The sequence below is a fragment of the Paraburkholderia steynii genome, assembly GCF_900100565.1.
GTDB classification, from domain to species: domain Bacteria; phylum Pseudomonadota; class Gammaproteobacteria; order Burkholderiales; family Burkholderiaceae; genus Paraburkholderia; species Paraburkholderia terrae.
Map to the genome: position 1 here is coordinate 151,449 of NZ_FNDI01000017.1, position 14,053 is coordinate 165,501.

At 65.0% G+C, this 14,053-nt stretch carries 9 protein-coding genes; 6 read left to right on the plus strand and 3 right to left on the minus strand.

The genetic code is table 11. The features are described from left to right. The first annotated feature begins 5 nt into the window (after nucleotides 1–5). The 3 genes from BLT65_RS27935 to BLT65_RS27945 are packed head-to-tail and all read left to right on the plus strand — an operon-like array spanning nucleotide 6 to nucleotide 8,867. Nucleotides 6–3,602: a hypothetical protein gene (locus BLT65_RS27935; RefSeq protein WP_091783525.1), complete on the plus strand. Its 3,597-nt coding sequence runs from the start codon at nucleotides 6–8 to the stop codon at nucleotides 3,600–3,602. A gap of 13 nt (nucleotides 3,603–3,615) precedes the next feature. Further along, nucleotides 3,616–5,208 carry a hypothetical protein gene (locus BLT65_RS27940; protein ID WP_091783528.1) on the plus strand — a complete coding sequence of 531 codons (1,593 nt, stop codon included), beginning with the start codon at nucleotides 3,616–3,618 and terminating at the stop codon, nucleotides 5,206–5,208. Next, on the plus strand, nucleotides 5,208–8,867 hold the full coding sequence (locus BLT65_RS27945) for a S8 family serine peptidase (RefSeq protein ID WP_091783531.1): 3,660 nt from the start codon (nucleotides 5,208–5,210) through the stop codon (nucleotides 8,865–8,867). Before BLT65_RS27940 ends, BLT65_RS27945 begins: the two co-directional genes overlap by 1 nt. Before the next feature lie 126 nt (nucleotides 8,868–8,993). Here BLT65_RS27945 and BLT65_RS27950 read toward each other — a convergent pair whose 3' ends face one another. Beyond that, the gene (locus tag BLT65_RS27950) at nucleotides 8,994–9,527 is read right to left on the minus strand and encodes a tautomerase family protein (protein ID WP_091783534.1); all 534 of its coding nucleotides are present in this window, start codon (nucleotides 9,525–9,527) and stop codon (nucleotides 8,994–8,996) included. Nucleotides 9,528–10,240: 713 nt separating this feature from the next. Between BLT65_RS27950 and BLT65_RS27955 the strand changes: the two genes are divergently transcribed. Continuing rightward, nucleotides 10,241–11,191 (plus strand): LirA/MavJ family T4SS effector, encoded by a 951-nt coding sequence (locus BLT65_RS27955; RefSeq protein ID WP_042311963.1) that lies wholly within the window; start codon nucleotides 10,241–10,243, stop codon nucleotides 11,189–11,191. 58 nt (nucleotides 11,192–11,249) lie between these two features. On the opposite strand, the gene BLT65_RS27960 is transcribed toward BLT65_RS27955, so the two are convergent. Together BLT65_RS27960 and BLT65_RS27965 are read right to left on the minus strand one after the other, a co-directional pair. Then, the gene (locus BLT65_RS27960) at nucleotides 11,250–11,927 is read right to left on the minus strand and encodes a carbonic anhydrase (RefSeq protein WP_042311960.1); all 678 of its coding nucleotides are present in this window, start codon (nucleotides 11,925–11,927) and stop codon (nucleotides 11,250–11,252) included. An 88-nt stretch (nucleotides 11,928–12,015) separates the two neighbouring features. Continuing rightward, nucleotides 12,016–12,708 (minus strand): potassium channel family protein, encoded by a 693-nt coding sequence (locus BLT65_RS27965; protein WP_091783537.1) that lies wholly within the window; start codon nucleotides 12,706–12,708, stop codon nucleotides 12,016–12,018. Between the two features lie 408 nt (nucleotides 12,709–13,116). On the opposite strand from BLT65_RS27965, the gene BLT65_RS27970 reads away from it, so the two are divergent. Further along, nucleotides 13,117–13,368, plus strand: coding sequence for a hypothetical protein (locus BLT65_RS27970; RefSeq protein WP_091783540.1), 252 nt, complete (start codon nucleotides 13,117–13,119; stop codon nucleotides 13,366–13,368). A 284-nt stretch (nucleotides 13,369–13,652) separates the two neighbouring features. Continuing rightward, nucleotides 13,653–14,039 carry a hypothetical protein gene (locus tag BLT65_RS27975; RefSeq protein ID WP_244186661.1) on the plus strand — a complete coding sequence of 129 codons (387 nt, stop codon included), beginning with the start codon at nucleotides 13,653–13,655 and terminating at the stop codon, nucleotides 14,037–14,039. The last annotated feature ends 14 nt before the right edge of the window (nucleotides 14,040–14,053 follow it).

Below are 14,053 nucleotides of genomic sequence, written 5' to 3' on the forward strand. Positions count from 1 at the left end.
CGCGCATGAGTACGGTCGAAGTGCTTGCCCCGCTCCGGCTCGAGACGCGCTTCGTGCCGCCCGCGCAGCGGACTGATGGCGTCGCGCAGTGGATGCTGCGCCTGCGCGTCTACCCGGATGAATTCTCGGTGCCGCGCATCGTTGCGCCGCCCGTCAAGGACGAACTCGACCGGCTCGCGGAGGCGATCGGCCGCATGGCGGGGCCGACGCCATTGTCCGAAGCCGATGCGTTTGGCCTGTTCGCGGGTTTTGTCGGCGCCGGCCGCGCGCTCGCGCTGTGGCGTCAGCACGTGATCACGGACAGCGAAGGGCAGCTCGCACTCGATCGCACGGGCGAAACCGGCCACACGTCGTTCCGGGTGTATGGCGCCGTGGGGCTGCCCGAACAGATCGACGTCTGGTTCGTCCACGCGGACGGCACGCGGCAACTGGCTGCAACGCTCACGCCGGACCGCGCCGCCATCGTGGCGGACCTGGATCTCGCACAGTTCACGGCGGGTGGCCTTGCGAGCGGCACGCTGCCGGATACCTGGTGGCTCTCGTATCCGCGCGCCGTCAAGGTCGGTCTCGGTATCGATATCGATGTGGGCGCGGTGCCGCCTACGCTGGATGCGCTGGTCGTGCTCGGCATCGGAGAGGCCGATGCCGCTGAACTCGTCGATGCGCACAACGCGTCGGCCAGAATGGCGGTGCTCGCGCCAGGCACGCCGACCAACACCGTCGCCGGCGAGCCGACCACGGACTTTGGTGAGCATGCCGAAACGCTCTATCCGCTGTTGCATGCGAAAGCCGCCGATCAGATGTCGACGGAGTCCGTGCTGAGCGGCCTGACGGGCCGTGTTGCACCCGCTGCGTTGCCGATGCTCGGCGGCGAGCTCGATTACTACGGCCCGGGATCGCTGGCAGTGCAGGGGTTCTGGCCCGCGCTGTGGGGACGGTATCTGCGGGATGTGACGGGCGCGGGCGAGACGGAAATCGAACTCGCGCGCTGGGCGATCCGCTACCTCGCCGTCGAAGGTCCTCGCCCAGCATTCAGGGTGGGGGAGCAGCCCTATGGTCTGCTGCCCGCTTCCGCTTTCGCGAACTGGATCGATGAGCCGGGCGACGCGCTCGCCGCGATCGAAAGCCGTATCCGCAGCTGGGCCCTGCCGTGGCGGCGCGCGACGGCCAGCGCGAATCGCGCAGCGCGTGTGCAGGTGAACGGTCAGGATTCGCGCGGCCTCTTGAGCGTGCTCGGTCTACATGCGCCGAGCCGCTACTGGGGCGTGCGCGCGACCGCCGATCTCTACCAGTTGCAGGCGCTGCGCCTTTCGCACGGCATGCCGCCGCTCGATCATCAATGGGATGACGCGGCCGCCGACGCGCTGCGCGGTGTGCCCTCGCCGCTGCATCCTGTCGCACGCGCGCCCGGACGCGGCGCCATACCCGGCCCGCCTGACGACGAGCAGGAGAAGATCGAACTCCTGAAACGCCTGCCGACGATGGACCCGGAACTGCTTTTTGGCTTGCGCGCCGATCTGGGTCTGGTCGGGCATCTGATGCGCGAGACGCTGATCGCTGGCCGCGCGATCGTCGGTGATGCCTTCCGCCGGCTCCAGCAGGGGATACCCATCAGTCTCGGGCAGCCACTCGCCTGGGACGACCAGGCGGCATATCGCGACGCGCTTTTTGCGGGCAGCGACGCTGCCGTCCAAACACTTCGGACCGCGAGCGATCCTGCGGGCCGGGTGCTGGCGCAGCGCTTTGCCGATGTGCAAGAGGCCCTGGAGGTGATCGCCGATCTGTGGGACAGGATGGCGCGTCCGCTGTTTCGCGCCGCGCTGGCCGCGCTGGATACCGCCGCCTTTCGCGTCGATCCGTGGCTCACGGGTCTGGCGGAACGTCGGCTGCAGCGGCTGATCTCGGTGCGTGCGCCGTTCCGCCTCGGCGTGTACGGCTGGGTCGATGCGCCCGCGCCGTTCGACGCCGCGCCAGACGGCACGCTGGCACCCGGACCGACCGTGGCAGGACTGCTGCACGCGCCGTCCTCTGCGCAGGCCATGACAGCTGCGTTGCTGCGCGACGCGGCCGTCCGGCATCCGGGCATCGACCGCTGGCGTCTCAATCTCGACAGTGCGAAAGTGCGCGCGGCTGCCGCACTGGCCGAGCGCGTCCGGCTGGGCGTGCATCCGTATGAGGCGCTGGGACTCGAGGTCGAAAGGATTGCGGGCGATTGGGACGTCGTCCGTACGTTAAGGGAAACCTATCCGCTGGCCGCCGACCAGCAGCAGCGCCGCGTGTGCGACGGTCAGAAGGTATTGGCCGCGGCGCGCGACGGCACGCTGGCCGCGGGGCTGCCCGCCGATCTCGCCGCGCGTCTCGCGCCGCTGGACGAGGTGCTCGACACGTACGCCGACCTGCTCGTGGCGGATGGCGTCCACGCGCTCGTCACCGGCCATGCCGATCTTGCCAACGCCGCAATGGAAGCGGCCGCCGGTCTCGGCGCGCCGCCGGAGTTGCGTGCGATCCGCACGCCGCGCGAGGCGACCACCGTCAGGGTCAGCGCATGGGTGCTTCTGCCTGCTGCCGCCACGCCCACCGGCCCCGATGCGGACCCGGCCGCCGTCGCCGACCCGACGTGGGATGCTGCCCTCGCTCCCATACTCGGAGGAACGGACGACGGTGCGTCGAGCGCCTCGCTCACGGGGGGCGCCTATGAAGGTCTGCCCAACACGGCCGATGCCGACCTGCGCGCGGCCATCGCCGCCGATCTCGGCACGCGGCTTGTCCAGCTCGTTGGGCTCGCGCAGTCCGCGTACGACGCACTTGCCGCGCTCGATCCCGACGCCGCCGGGGCGAGCCAGGCCGTGACGGACGCGGCGGCGCGCTGGAACGTCGATCTGGGCGCCACGCCCCCGACCAGTTCCGCCGATGCCGGGCCCGGCACGGCCGAACAGCGCGACGCGGTCGTCGCGGCGTTGGCCGACCGCCTTCAGACGGCAGCGTCGCTGCCGCCCGCCGACGTGCAGCGCGGGCTGCGCACGCTGGCCGGCCGTCCGGAACTGCCGGTGCTTCCGATCGTGCCGCGCGCCGTCTTGCCCGTGCTGCGCTCGCGCCCAGGCCTCGATCGGGAGTGGCTCGAAATCGTTGCCGCCGTGCGGCCGCGGCTGGCTGCGCTGGAGGCGCGTCAGCTCGATGCGGCACAACCGGCATGGCCCAGTGCGATCGCCGCGCCCGGTGGCTCCACCGACCCGTGGCATGCGGCAGGCCCTGTCGTGCTCGCGTATGGTCCGGGGCTGTCGAGTTTTGGAAGCAAGGTGGCGCTCGCCGCAATCGACGGCTGGAGCGAATCGGTCCCGAGCCGCCGTCATACGACCACGGCGGCGTTCGGCTTCAATGCGCCGAAATCGCGGGCGCCGCAAGCGGTGCTGGTCGCGGTGCCACCCGATCTGACACAGCGGCTCGACAACGCTGGCCTGCTCGACGTAGTGCTCGAAACACGCGAAATGGCCCACGCGCGCGCGCCTGCGCAGAACAGCGCGGGATCGTTGCCGCACGCGATGTCGACGGCGCTGGTGAGCGCGCGGTCGCCGTTGTCGTTTCTCGCGAACTGGCCTGCGTGAAGGAGCATGCACGATGAGCGATCCGTTCTACCTTGCTCTCGAGCCGCGTCGCGCGGACAGCGACGAGGGGCTGCGTGCGCGCGTCGCCGATCCTGTGTGGTTTCTGTCGCGCCAGTGGCAACTGGGCGAGCATCAGGGTGAGGATGCATCGTCGCCCGTGGCCGTGCGCTGCGCGCCGCGGCACATTCCTATCAGCTACGACCGCGCGCGTCCGGACCTCGATCCCACCGTGATTCCAGCCGAGGCGTTGCTGGAAGCGGAACCGGGCGACTGGCGGACGATTGGCCGCCGCGTGCGCCTCGGGCGTGCCGCAGCGCCGCTGCTCGACGCAACGGTGATCGGGCGCCTGAAGATGGGCCGCCTGCCGGCACCGTACGAAGCGCTGGCTGACGAAGTGGACGGGCGCGCCGTGTTCCTCGCCGGTCATCTGGCCGGTCACACGATGTGGGCGGAAGTGCCGTCGCCCGCCGCTGACCGCTGGTCATCATCGCAGTTGCACTTTGACGCGCGCTTCGAGGCGGGCGGCACCGCGTTGCAGGTGCGTGAGCATCTGGGCGGCAATGTCGAGTGGTTCACCGTGGACGGCGCGCCTGGCACACTGACCGTAACGCGCGCCGTCGCACCCGCCGATCCGCATGAAGTGATTCCCGGCCGGCTCGATTACCCCGGCGCGCCGCAGCCGCGGTGGTGGCAACTCGAAGACCACGCCGTCGATATCGGCGGCTTCGCGCCCGACCGCTCGCATTTCCCGACCATGCTGCTGCTCGATGCCGTGCTCGCGCATGCGGACGACTGGTTCACCTTCCCGGTCCGTCCACCTGCCGATCCCAGTCAGAATCCGTCGAGCGGCGTATTGGTGACGCTCGAAGGCGTCACCGTGCGCGACAGCTTCGGCGAGACGTGGAATCTGTCGGCACCCAGCGCAAGCGGCGCCGACGCGTGGTCGCTGTTCCACACAGCCGGGCTGGCCGAGTCGTCTCTCGTCGTGTGGCCGGTCGCAGTCGCGCCGCTGACGGGCCCTGCGCTCGACGAACTGCTGATCGGCGTCGATGAGGACGCCAACCTCGCGTGGGCCGTCGAGTTGCGCGCGGATGGGCTGCAAGTGCTAGCGAGCGCCGATACGTCGACCGCGCTCGCCCAGGGCACGCGAACGGGCACGCGCGAATTTCGCTATTTGCCGTCCACCACCTTGCCGGAAGGCTGGCATCCGTATCAGCGGATTCGTATCGGCGATCCGACGCCAGGCGGCGCGGTAGCCAGTACGGCAAACGATCCGGGCGCGGGCGATGGGCGCTCGGGTGGCTGGCGCCAGGGCGTGCTGGCCGACCTCACCGGGATGTATCCGCGGCCCCGGCCGGGCCCCGTATCGCGGCTGATCGGCGGGCCGTCGGGCGCGGGCCTTGGACGCGGGCACATGCTCGCTTCGCGCGCGATACCCAGCAACGGCGTCATGCTGCGACGGCGCGCGATGCTCGCGCGCGACACATCCGGCCGACCGGTCCTGTGGGTCGAGCGCAGCGCGGCGCCCGTGGCCGGGCCGCCGACATCGCGCCTGCGGTTCGACGTTTTCGCCGAGAACCCGGTCTCGAAGCGGGGAGGCGGGTGATGGCCTTCGTCGACGTGCAACTGATCGATGGACTCGGCTTGCCGTATATCGCGGGCGCCGAGGCGGGGCTCGCCGATCCTCAGCTCGATCCTCTTTTCGACGCTGCATGGCAGGCCCTGCTTGCGGCTTTTCCGGGCCTGAGCCTGCAGCCCTTGTTCGATAGCTTGCCCGTTGAGCAACTGGCTGACCTCGTGGATGCCGTGCGCCTTGGCGGCAACGAACCGCCCGACCCGTTCGTGTGGTTCACGTTGCCGTGCGAGGACGCCGCAGCACAGGCGCTCGCCACAGCCGCGAGCGCGCTGCCGATGGTGCGCTTTGCCGGCGTGCGCGACAAGACGTACCTGCCCGTTTCTTATGGCACGAACCCCGACGCGCAGCGCACGCTGCAGATCCAGCCGTCGCCGAACGGCGTCGATGCCGTCTATGCGTGGGACGTCGCCGGAGGCGCCGGTGACGGCGCGCGTGTCGCCGACATCGAAAGCGGCTGGCTTCTGACGCACGAGGAACTGATCGGCGCGCGGGTGCGCAAGCTGTCGGTGTTCGGATCGGCTTTCGTCGATCACGGTACGGGCGTGGTTGGCATCGTGGCCGGCTCGGACAACGGCGTCGGGACAATCGGCATCGCGCCCGGCGCGGCCGTGGACCTTGTAACGGAGGATCGCGGCGGGGTCGTGAACCGTGCCGCAGCCATCGCCGTGGCCACCGCGAACCTCTCCAGCGGCGATATCCTGCTGATCGAGGGCGCGCTGCCCTTCACGCCGGCACCCGAGCCGGCCATCCTGGTGGAGTTCGATCCAGCCGTGCAGGTGGCCATCGGCATCGCCGTGGGCCGTGGCATCACGGTGATCGAGCCGGCGGGCAACGGCGGCGTCGACCTGGACAAGTTCCCCTTCCTGGCCCACACGCGGCCTGATTCGCCCACCTTCAGCGGTGCGATCGTGGTTGGCGCGGGTGAGTTTTCCGGCCCGCCGTCCGAGCAATGGGCGCGCACGTTTTCGTCGTTCGGCAGCCGGGTCGACTGCTTTGCGGCGGGCGCCGCGATTCGCGCGCCGGCGGCGAGCGCGCCCAACGCTTATCAGAGCTTCAGCGGCACGTCGGGGGCATCGGCGATTATCGCGGCGACCACGGCGCTGCTGCAGTCGATGACGCGCGCCGCGACGGGAGGGACGCTGCCGCCCGCCGACGTGCGCCGGCTGTTCCGGAGCGCGTCGCTGGGCGTGCTGCCCGCCGATCCGCTCGGCGCGCGCATCGGCGCGATGCCGGACCTGCGCAAGATCATCCGCGCGCAAGGACTCGTGCGTGTGCTGCCCGTGGCGGGCGCAACGTCCGGCGGGGACGCGCTGTTCATCGTCCATCTCGACGCCGACAACCGGATGGTGCGGCGGCATTGGACCTTCTTCACAGGCTGGGGTCGGCCGCTTGCGGCCGACCCGCCGAACGACCGCTTCGAACTGGTCGCCGCGCAACCCGCTGCGATCTCGACGGAGGAAACGCAGCCGCTCGCACGGCTGCGGCACGACGCGTTCTTCGGCGGCGCGGGCGGCATCCAGCATATGTTCTGGGATTCGCTGGGCCAGCAGGGCGATGTCTCGAAGCCGGTGGTCGCAAGCGGGCTGGTCGCGGACGGTCGCGCGGTCGCGGTGGCGCTGCCGACACCGGACCGGCTGCTGCTGGCGGCGACCAATCCGCAAGGGCGGCTCGTCGTGTTCGTCGGCGACCCGCAAACGCTGCTGGCGGGCATGAGCGCGCCGTTGGTCCTCGATTCCGTAGCCAGCTACCGGCGTGTCGCGGGGCCTGTATTGGTCTCGCGCGGCGCGGGCAGTGCAGACGTCGTCGCGATCGAAGACGGCGGCAGCTTCAAGTGGTACACGGGCAACGTCCTCGCGACGGTCGGGACGGGCTGGAGCGGAGCCGTCACCGAACCGGGCGGCGTGGCGTTCGAGCCCGGCGCGCGGCCGGCGCTGCTGGCGCTCGGCGGCAGGCTGATTGCCGCAGCGGTTGGCCCGGAGGGCTGGTTGCGGGCGATCGACATCGATCCCGCCTCGCAGACGATCGCCGAGCCGGTGGTCGTCGACGTGCAGGCGACCATCGACACGCTCGGGCCGCTCGCTCTCGCGCTGGCTGGCAACCGCGTCGTGGTCCTCGCCGTCGACACCGAACGCGTGCTGCGTGGCGCGACACGCGCCATCGCCGGCGGCGACTGGACGCCGCTGCTGCCGATCGTCTCCGATACCGCGATCAGCCCGCTCGGCGGCGTCACGGCGGTGTCGATCGATCTGGGCGTGATGGCGATCGCGGTCGACGTCGGCGGGACGATCCGGTCGGCGCTGTCGGCTAACGGGCTCGAATGGACCGCGCTCGCTCCGCTGTCCCCGTTGGCGGAACCAGCGGACTTCACCGAGACGTCGCCGCTCCGCTCCGCGCGCCTGACGGGTGATCCCGTGCTGCGGTCGTGCCTCGCTGGCGAGCACCGCATGATGGCGGGTGAAGATGGTCTGCCTGTCATGCGGCTTCAGCAGGCCCTGATCGATCTTGGCCGGTCCGTGGGTCCGACGGGTGCGGATGGTGTGTTCGGCCCGGATACTGGCGCCGCCGTAACGGCCTACAAGACGGACAAAGGCCTGGTGCCTGATGATCCCGTCGTTGGGCCAGGAACGACGCGGGCGCTCGACGCCGACCTTCTGTTCGAGCCGCCGGGACTTGATCCGACTTTCGCTGAATTCAGCCCCTTTGTCGTCGAACATCGGCTCGAGCAGTTCGTCGCGCTGGAGCTTGCGTCGCTCCTGCATGCGCCGCTCGATTCCTGGCGACACATGCTCGGCCGCTCGGCGCTGGCGCTTCTGAGTTCGGGAGCGCTTCTCGGGATCGTTGCGCGCAGCCGCCTGGACGATCTGAAAGAGCGCTTCACGCGGACCGCCGACTCGATGCAGCGCGGAATAAGCGCCGATACGCTGTTCAGCCAGGCGGCCGATTCGAACAATCCGGCCGTCACGATGATGTTCTCAAGCGGTGGCACGATCAAATCGTTCATTGTCGTGAGCGACGCGACGATTCTCGGACGTGAAACGATCGTGCGCCGTGTCGATGGCACGCATGCGCCCGTGACCTTGCAGGGCGTTCTCGTGCATGAACTGACGCACGCGCGCAATGCACCGGCTCTCGAAGCACTGCGGGCGACGGCCGATACGGATGCGCTGGTGTACGCCGACACCGCCCTGGCGCAGGCTCGTTCCGCCACGGGTAGCCCAAGTGCGAATGTGTTCCGGTCATTCGTTTCCGAGCTGACCGCGCGACATGTTCACTGGGTCGTGCTGAAGGAACTCGCGGGCACGCCAGGCAGCCTTGCGGTGCTGTCATTGCCGGCGGATCAACTGGCCGAGGCGGCGTTGATCTACTTCGTCGAGTTTTTCCCTCTGTTCGATTCGAATGGCTACATTGCTGGCATCAATGCGCAACACGACGCAAAACGGTTCAGCCAGTTGGCTTTGTGGCTGAAGCATTGCGCCGATCAATCGTTCAGTGATGCAGATGATCAGGACAGGCAGTCGACGCTAGTGTTTCAGGCGGCCGCGCGGGTTTGTGCCGATTGGGCTGTGGATGGGCCTCTGGATGTGCCCGACGAGAGCGGTCTTTATCCTTTGCCTAACGATTTCGCATAGCACTGCGTGTTGATTTGACGAGGAGCCGCTTTCGATCGTGTTCATACGGGAAGTGACAGGCTTCGTCTATCTGCTGGTAGTCATCCTCCAGCCAGATCTGTGGCCCCGTCGACCAGCGAGATCGTGCTAAGCGTCTTCGTTCGCACGTTGGAATACATCGACAGTGGCCTCGAGCGTCATTCGTGCCTTTTCGCGCCGTCTGCGCGCGAGTCGCTCCGCGCCGGCGCTGCGTTCGGCGTCACCCGCAAGCAAAGCATGAATGTCGGGTAGCGTAAAGATGGTGCCAAGACTGCCCCAGGTGCCATCCGGAATCTCCGTCGGGAAGACCCAGACGCGCGATGCGACCTCTTCGAACGGTCGGTTCTCGGCGCGGGCCACCGCTTCCGTGATCGCCTTAACGAGCGCTCTACGCGACTCGTTGGTGTATTGGCCTTCGGGCGCCGATGGAATGATCCGGTAGCGTGCCGCTTTCGAGCGTTCCCCACCGACGAATACGGCAGCAGGTCGATGGAGATTGAGAACAGATACGCGCTGTGCAGTCGGATTGGCGGGATCATACCCTTCCGCCTTGATCAGAATGTCAGTCAATTCTTTGATCAGATGGGCTTCCGCCTCTCGGGTCAAGGCATCTTCGGGCCAGAGTGCGTCGATCATTGGCATGGTGCTGCTCCTTCATAAGGTGTATTGGCCTTGCGGTTCGCAAGAGAGCTTTTCTACTCGTTCGGGTATGCATTCCGGTTAAATGGCGTGCGGCAGCGACGATGCGATAGTCGTGTTGACGGATGCCCTTGACCAGTTCTGCGCCGATGCCTTGCGATGCGCCAGTGACGCGACTTTTTGCGAGTTGCTCATGATTGCCCTCCGGGAGTGTCGGCATTTTGCTGTCGGGAGTCGGCAGCGCCGTTGGGTTGTCAATCTAGGCTTACTCGACCCGGTTGCGTACACCTGCAATGGACAAACAGTTTTGATCTCCAGGAACAAATGCAGCTGGCGCGGCGGTATCGGGCTGACGAGCAGACGACGGTAGCGTGCGGCGATGAACGAGACGAAATCGCTTTATCACGGCCAACGCGTGATTACGCGTGAAGCCCTGCTCATAAGCCGGCCGGATAAATGTTTGCAAACCATTTTTCACTATCGAAAGAGAGCTTGTAAAAAAGGGCGCCCAGGCCATACATACAAAAGTCGATTACCCTTGGAAAGAAGATCAAGCTAAATGAGGGAATTCCGACAAGCTTCCCGTACGCCGACGACGTGCATCTTCAACGCTCGCGGATTCGACTCACCGCCATTCACCCCGGGTGAGCATCGAAACCAGATGCTTTGCCGACGCCGCCAGCGTGATGGTTATTGCAGTCCTGTGGAGGTTCGAGATGAAACAGCCAGACGAAATTCGCAAGGAACTGACAGACGCCTTCGATGACAAGGACCTGAAGGTCAACGGCGCGCTACTGAGCGCGTCCCCCCATTTCGGCGACTACGTGAGGATGGGCTACTATCTCTCGTGTGGCCCACGAGGAACGATCAGCGGTGAGCCGGTCATGCGGAATGCATTGATCGCGCTGGACGCGGACATGACGAGTCGGATAGACAAGTACTATTCCCGCGAATCGCGCGCAGTCAAACATTTCGGTCAACAACAGACGGCCTACGCAACAAAGACCGCTCAGCCGGACAAGGACCGGGATTTCTCCAAGCTTCTGACTGGCTCGCTGGAGGAGTTCGAGCGGAATCACGGATTCGTCGTCGTTGGCGAGCGGCTCCCGAACTATGCCGGCTTCGTCTTCGGAAATGTATTCAAGGAATCGCTGGCGCTGAAACAGCACTGGAAAGATGTCGGTGCTGGCCCGGCGCACGGTGAATACAGCCACCGCCTGCAGTGGTACATCCTGATCAGGGCGGGCGCGATCAAGACGGTGCCGGTGAACCAGGAGGCGACGGTGTTCGCCAGCATCGCACCCTGGCAGAAGGGCAAGACCAATCTGTGGACCTTCATCTTCGACCAACTGGCCAAGGACGCGTCGATCGGCGGCGACACGCTGGACTTCCGGTCCCCGGAAAATCTCAACCTCTGGCTGGTCGGCGACGCCTCGCCGGATTTCTGTCCTGTTCTGCGTGCGTTTCTGCGTTCCCGCATGGCCAAGCGCCAATCCACCTACGACATGGAAAAGTATCTCGCCAAGAAGCTGAGGAAATCGGAGGAGGAGATCGCGGGAATCATGGAATACATGCGCGACGAAACCATCGCGAAGCGCAATCCATCAGCGCGCATCGCCTATCCGAAAAATGCCAAACCCGAGTTCGTGCCATATGTGAAAACCTGACGCCTGGATGGCCGGCGCTAGAACCGGAAAGGCACATCAAGAGAAGAGCGCCCCGCGCTTACCGCGCGCGAAAGGCGAGGCGCTCGGCAAGCCGCTCAGCTAGCGCACGGTCAATGACTTCGAATGAGCGGCTCGCTCGCTCATAGGCATACATGTCCCCGGTCGCAATGTCGAACCACCAGCCGCTCAATACCAACGCCTTGGCCATGACCTGCTGGCGGACGATCGGGTAGGTCATCAGATGCTCGAGTTGCACAAGGACATTGAGTTGCGACAACTGGTCGTGTGGCTTCAGTCTGTCGTCCAGCGGGCCTTCGTGTTCGAGACGAAACGCCGCGTTGTTGGCGTGGTATAGCCATTTATCGAGGTTCGGCGTTTTCAGCTTTGGGTTACGTGCATAGACGGCTTTCATCGCACCGCATTCGGAATGTCCGCATACGACGATATTCGCGACTTTAAGCACCAGCACTGCGTACTCGATCGCGCCTGCCTCGGAGAGGTCGCCAGTCGAAGTGCCCTCTGCGGTCGCCGGTGGTATCAGGTTGCCGACGTTGCGCATCGTAAACAGATCGCCCGGATGAGTCGATGCGAGCAGGTCCGGCACAACCCGGCTGTCCGAGCACGTGATGAAAAGTGCATCAGGCGTCTGGGCGAGCGCAAGCTTACTGAACTGTTCTGCGTAGTGCGGCAGCATTCTCTCGCGGAATTCGACAATGCCCATGATGAGTTTTCGCATGGCGCGTCTCCGAAACAGTATGCACGACAGGACTGCCAGATTCGAATGCCGGAACTCGGCTGACGCGCGCAGCCCACTCATTGACCGCCTACGGCACTCTGTCGTCGACGTAGCTCTCTCGTGGCGGATAAACTCCCGCCAACCGGGCGATGAGTATCGCGACGAATAGCGCTCCCGTTATCTGCTCGATCATGCACAGGCCGCGCGCCTGACGCGTCAGCGGCGTGATGTCTCCGAAGCCGGTACTGGTGAGCACGGTGATGCTCAGGTAAAGGGCATCGGCATAGACCACTCGCCCCGGTTGGCCGACGATCATGTACGAATGCGGATAGAAGAATCCGACGAGCGCGTAAAGGTACGCCCAGAGCACACCGATCAGAAGATAGGCGGCCGCAGCACCAAACAGCTTATCCTGCGTCATGATCCTGGGCTGGAAAACGTAGCGGAGCAGGTAGGCGGCGCTCATGAAATAAAGTACGGCGCAGAACATCCACGACCTTGCCAGGTCCGTGTCGCTGTCGTGCCAGAGACCGAGATACTGGAACCACACGGCGGGAACGGCGATTAACAGCGCGACGATGAACGACCGCGTCGTACGCCCGACAGCTGCGATCGTCGCGATGAGGAGGAACATGTTGACACTGTTCAGAATCAGGCGGCCGTAGTCGCTCGCGGGGACGAACGACACCGCGCCGATGAGCACGAGCAGAACGAGAAACAGCCAGAAGCAGCGCTGGAAGAAAATATTCGACAGGGCGTTGCGCGTGGCATGGATAGCCATGTTGATCTCTCGCTCGATTCGTCATGCTGCTGACTCGTAAGGTCGCATGTGCGCCATGCGAGCGCAATCGCTTTGTTGCAATCGCGGTGGACCCTCGTTGGTCAACAGCGACGCTCGCCAGAATTTCATCGGTGAAGCGCCGATCCTTTGTTCGTAACTAGCGGAAGCACTAATTTGGCTTTCGTGTGGAAAATATCCGGTAGAAAACAAATCAAATGAGACGATTTTGCTTTTTTGCTGATGCCGCCTTCAGGCCGCCGTTTGGTGGCTAAACTTATTATGAAAGTGGAAAGATCTGTATAAGCCGATTATCGCTTGCAACGGGGGCGTGTCAGACAGAGTCGTGCAGGAGAAAGCGGACGCCAGCCCACTCGCGAGCACGGCCTACCAGACCGGTAAGGCAATCCCATGGAATTTCTCTTATTGGCCACGATTTTCTTCACGTCGAGTGCATTTCTTTTCGGCGCGGCGGTGGCGCCGTCCCCGCCGGCGGCGAACGAGCCAGCCTCCGTTTCCAGATATATCGAAGACGGGGCCACGGGCTCCCCGCTGATTTCCCAATTGCAAGGAAGGAATGGCCTGCCCGCTCAGCAAGCTGGCGGGGCGACCTTCACCAACACGATGTCGGACGAGCGCATAAGCAAGGATGCGAACAACTGAACCGCTAGTTGGACGCAGTGACGATTACCGTTTCTCTCGTGCGGCTTTCACGGTACATTGCGTGGGCTTTGCTTCCGACGAAAGACCGTCTCGTCGATTCTGCGCCGCCGGCTTCATCAGATGATTTTCACTCTGCCGCAGGAATTGCGTGTTTTCAAACAGCCGCTTTGAACTAGAATCTTGACTGGTTGGTAGAGAGCCGACCGCCGGGTTCACAAGCAATGGCAGTGAATGCTTGTGTTGCAGCGAAGCTTCGTGACTATTTCATGAATCAGGGGATCGTGATGCGCGCCCACCTTGCTCTCGTTGTCGTGCCTCTTCTGCTTCTTGGTTGCAACACACCACCCATTCCCCCAGGAAAGCCCGTCGATATTCCCACCGCATTGGAGCAGGTCATGACGGGCCTGTGCAACTTCAAGAAGGAACAGGCGGCGCGCGGAAAGGACTGGGGCGTCGCAATAGAATCGATTACCGTGGAACTCGACCTGACCGTGGACGGCGCGAGAACTCCGGCCGTGGCCGTGGCACCCGATATTCAGTTTATTCCGACCGTCAGCTACGGGCAGATCATCACAGCCAACAGGGGCAGCAAGATCGCGCTTACGTTGAAGAACACTGGCGGCGGCAGTGTTCCAACCGGCGAATGCGCTCTGTCCAAAGCCGAAAAATAGGCGATGTCGAATCG

Coding starts and splice junctions, on each gene's coding strand:
- BLT65_RS27935 (WP_091783525.1), top strand. CDS start 6: ATGAGTACGGTCGAAGTGCTTGCCCCGCTCCGGCTCGAGACGCGCTTC.
- BLT65_RS27940 (WP_091783528.1), top strand. CDS start 3,616: ATGAGCGATCCGTTCTACCTTGCTCTCGAGCCGCGTCGCGCGGACAGC.
- BLT65_RS27945 (WP_091783531.1), top strand. CDS start 5,208: ATGGCCTTCGTCGACGTGCAACTGATCGATGGACTCGGCTTGCCGTAT.
- BLT65_RS27950 (WP_091783534.1), bottom strand. CDS start 9,527: ATGCCAATGATCGACGCACTCTGGCCCGAAGATGCCTTGACCCGAGAG.
- BLT65_RS27955 (WP_042311963.1), top strand. CDS start 10,241: ATGAAACAGCCAGACGAAATTCGCAAGGAACTGACAGACGCCTTCGAT.
- BLT65_RS27960 (WP_042311960.1), bottom strand. CDS start 11,927: ATGCGAAAACTCATCATGGGCATTGTCGAATTCCGCGAGAGAATGCTG.
- BLT65_RS27965 (WP_091783537.1), bottom strand. CDS start 12,708: ATGGCTATCCATGCCACGCGCAACGCCCTGTCGAATATTTTCTTCCAG.
- BLT65_RS27970 (WP_091783540.1), top strand. CDS start 13,117: ATGGAATTTCTCTTATTGGCCACGATTTTCTTCACGTCGAGTGCATTT.
- BLT65_RS27975 (WP_244186661.1), top strand. CDS start 13,653: ATGCGCGCCCACCTTGCTCTCGTTGTCGTGCCTCTTCTGCTTCTTGGT.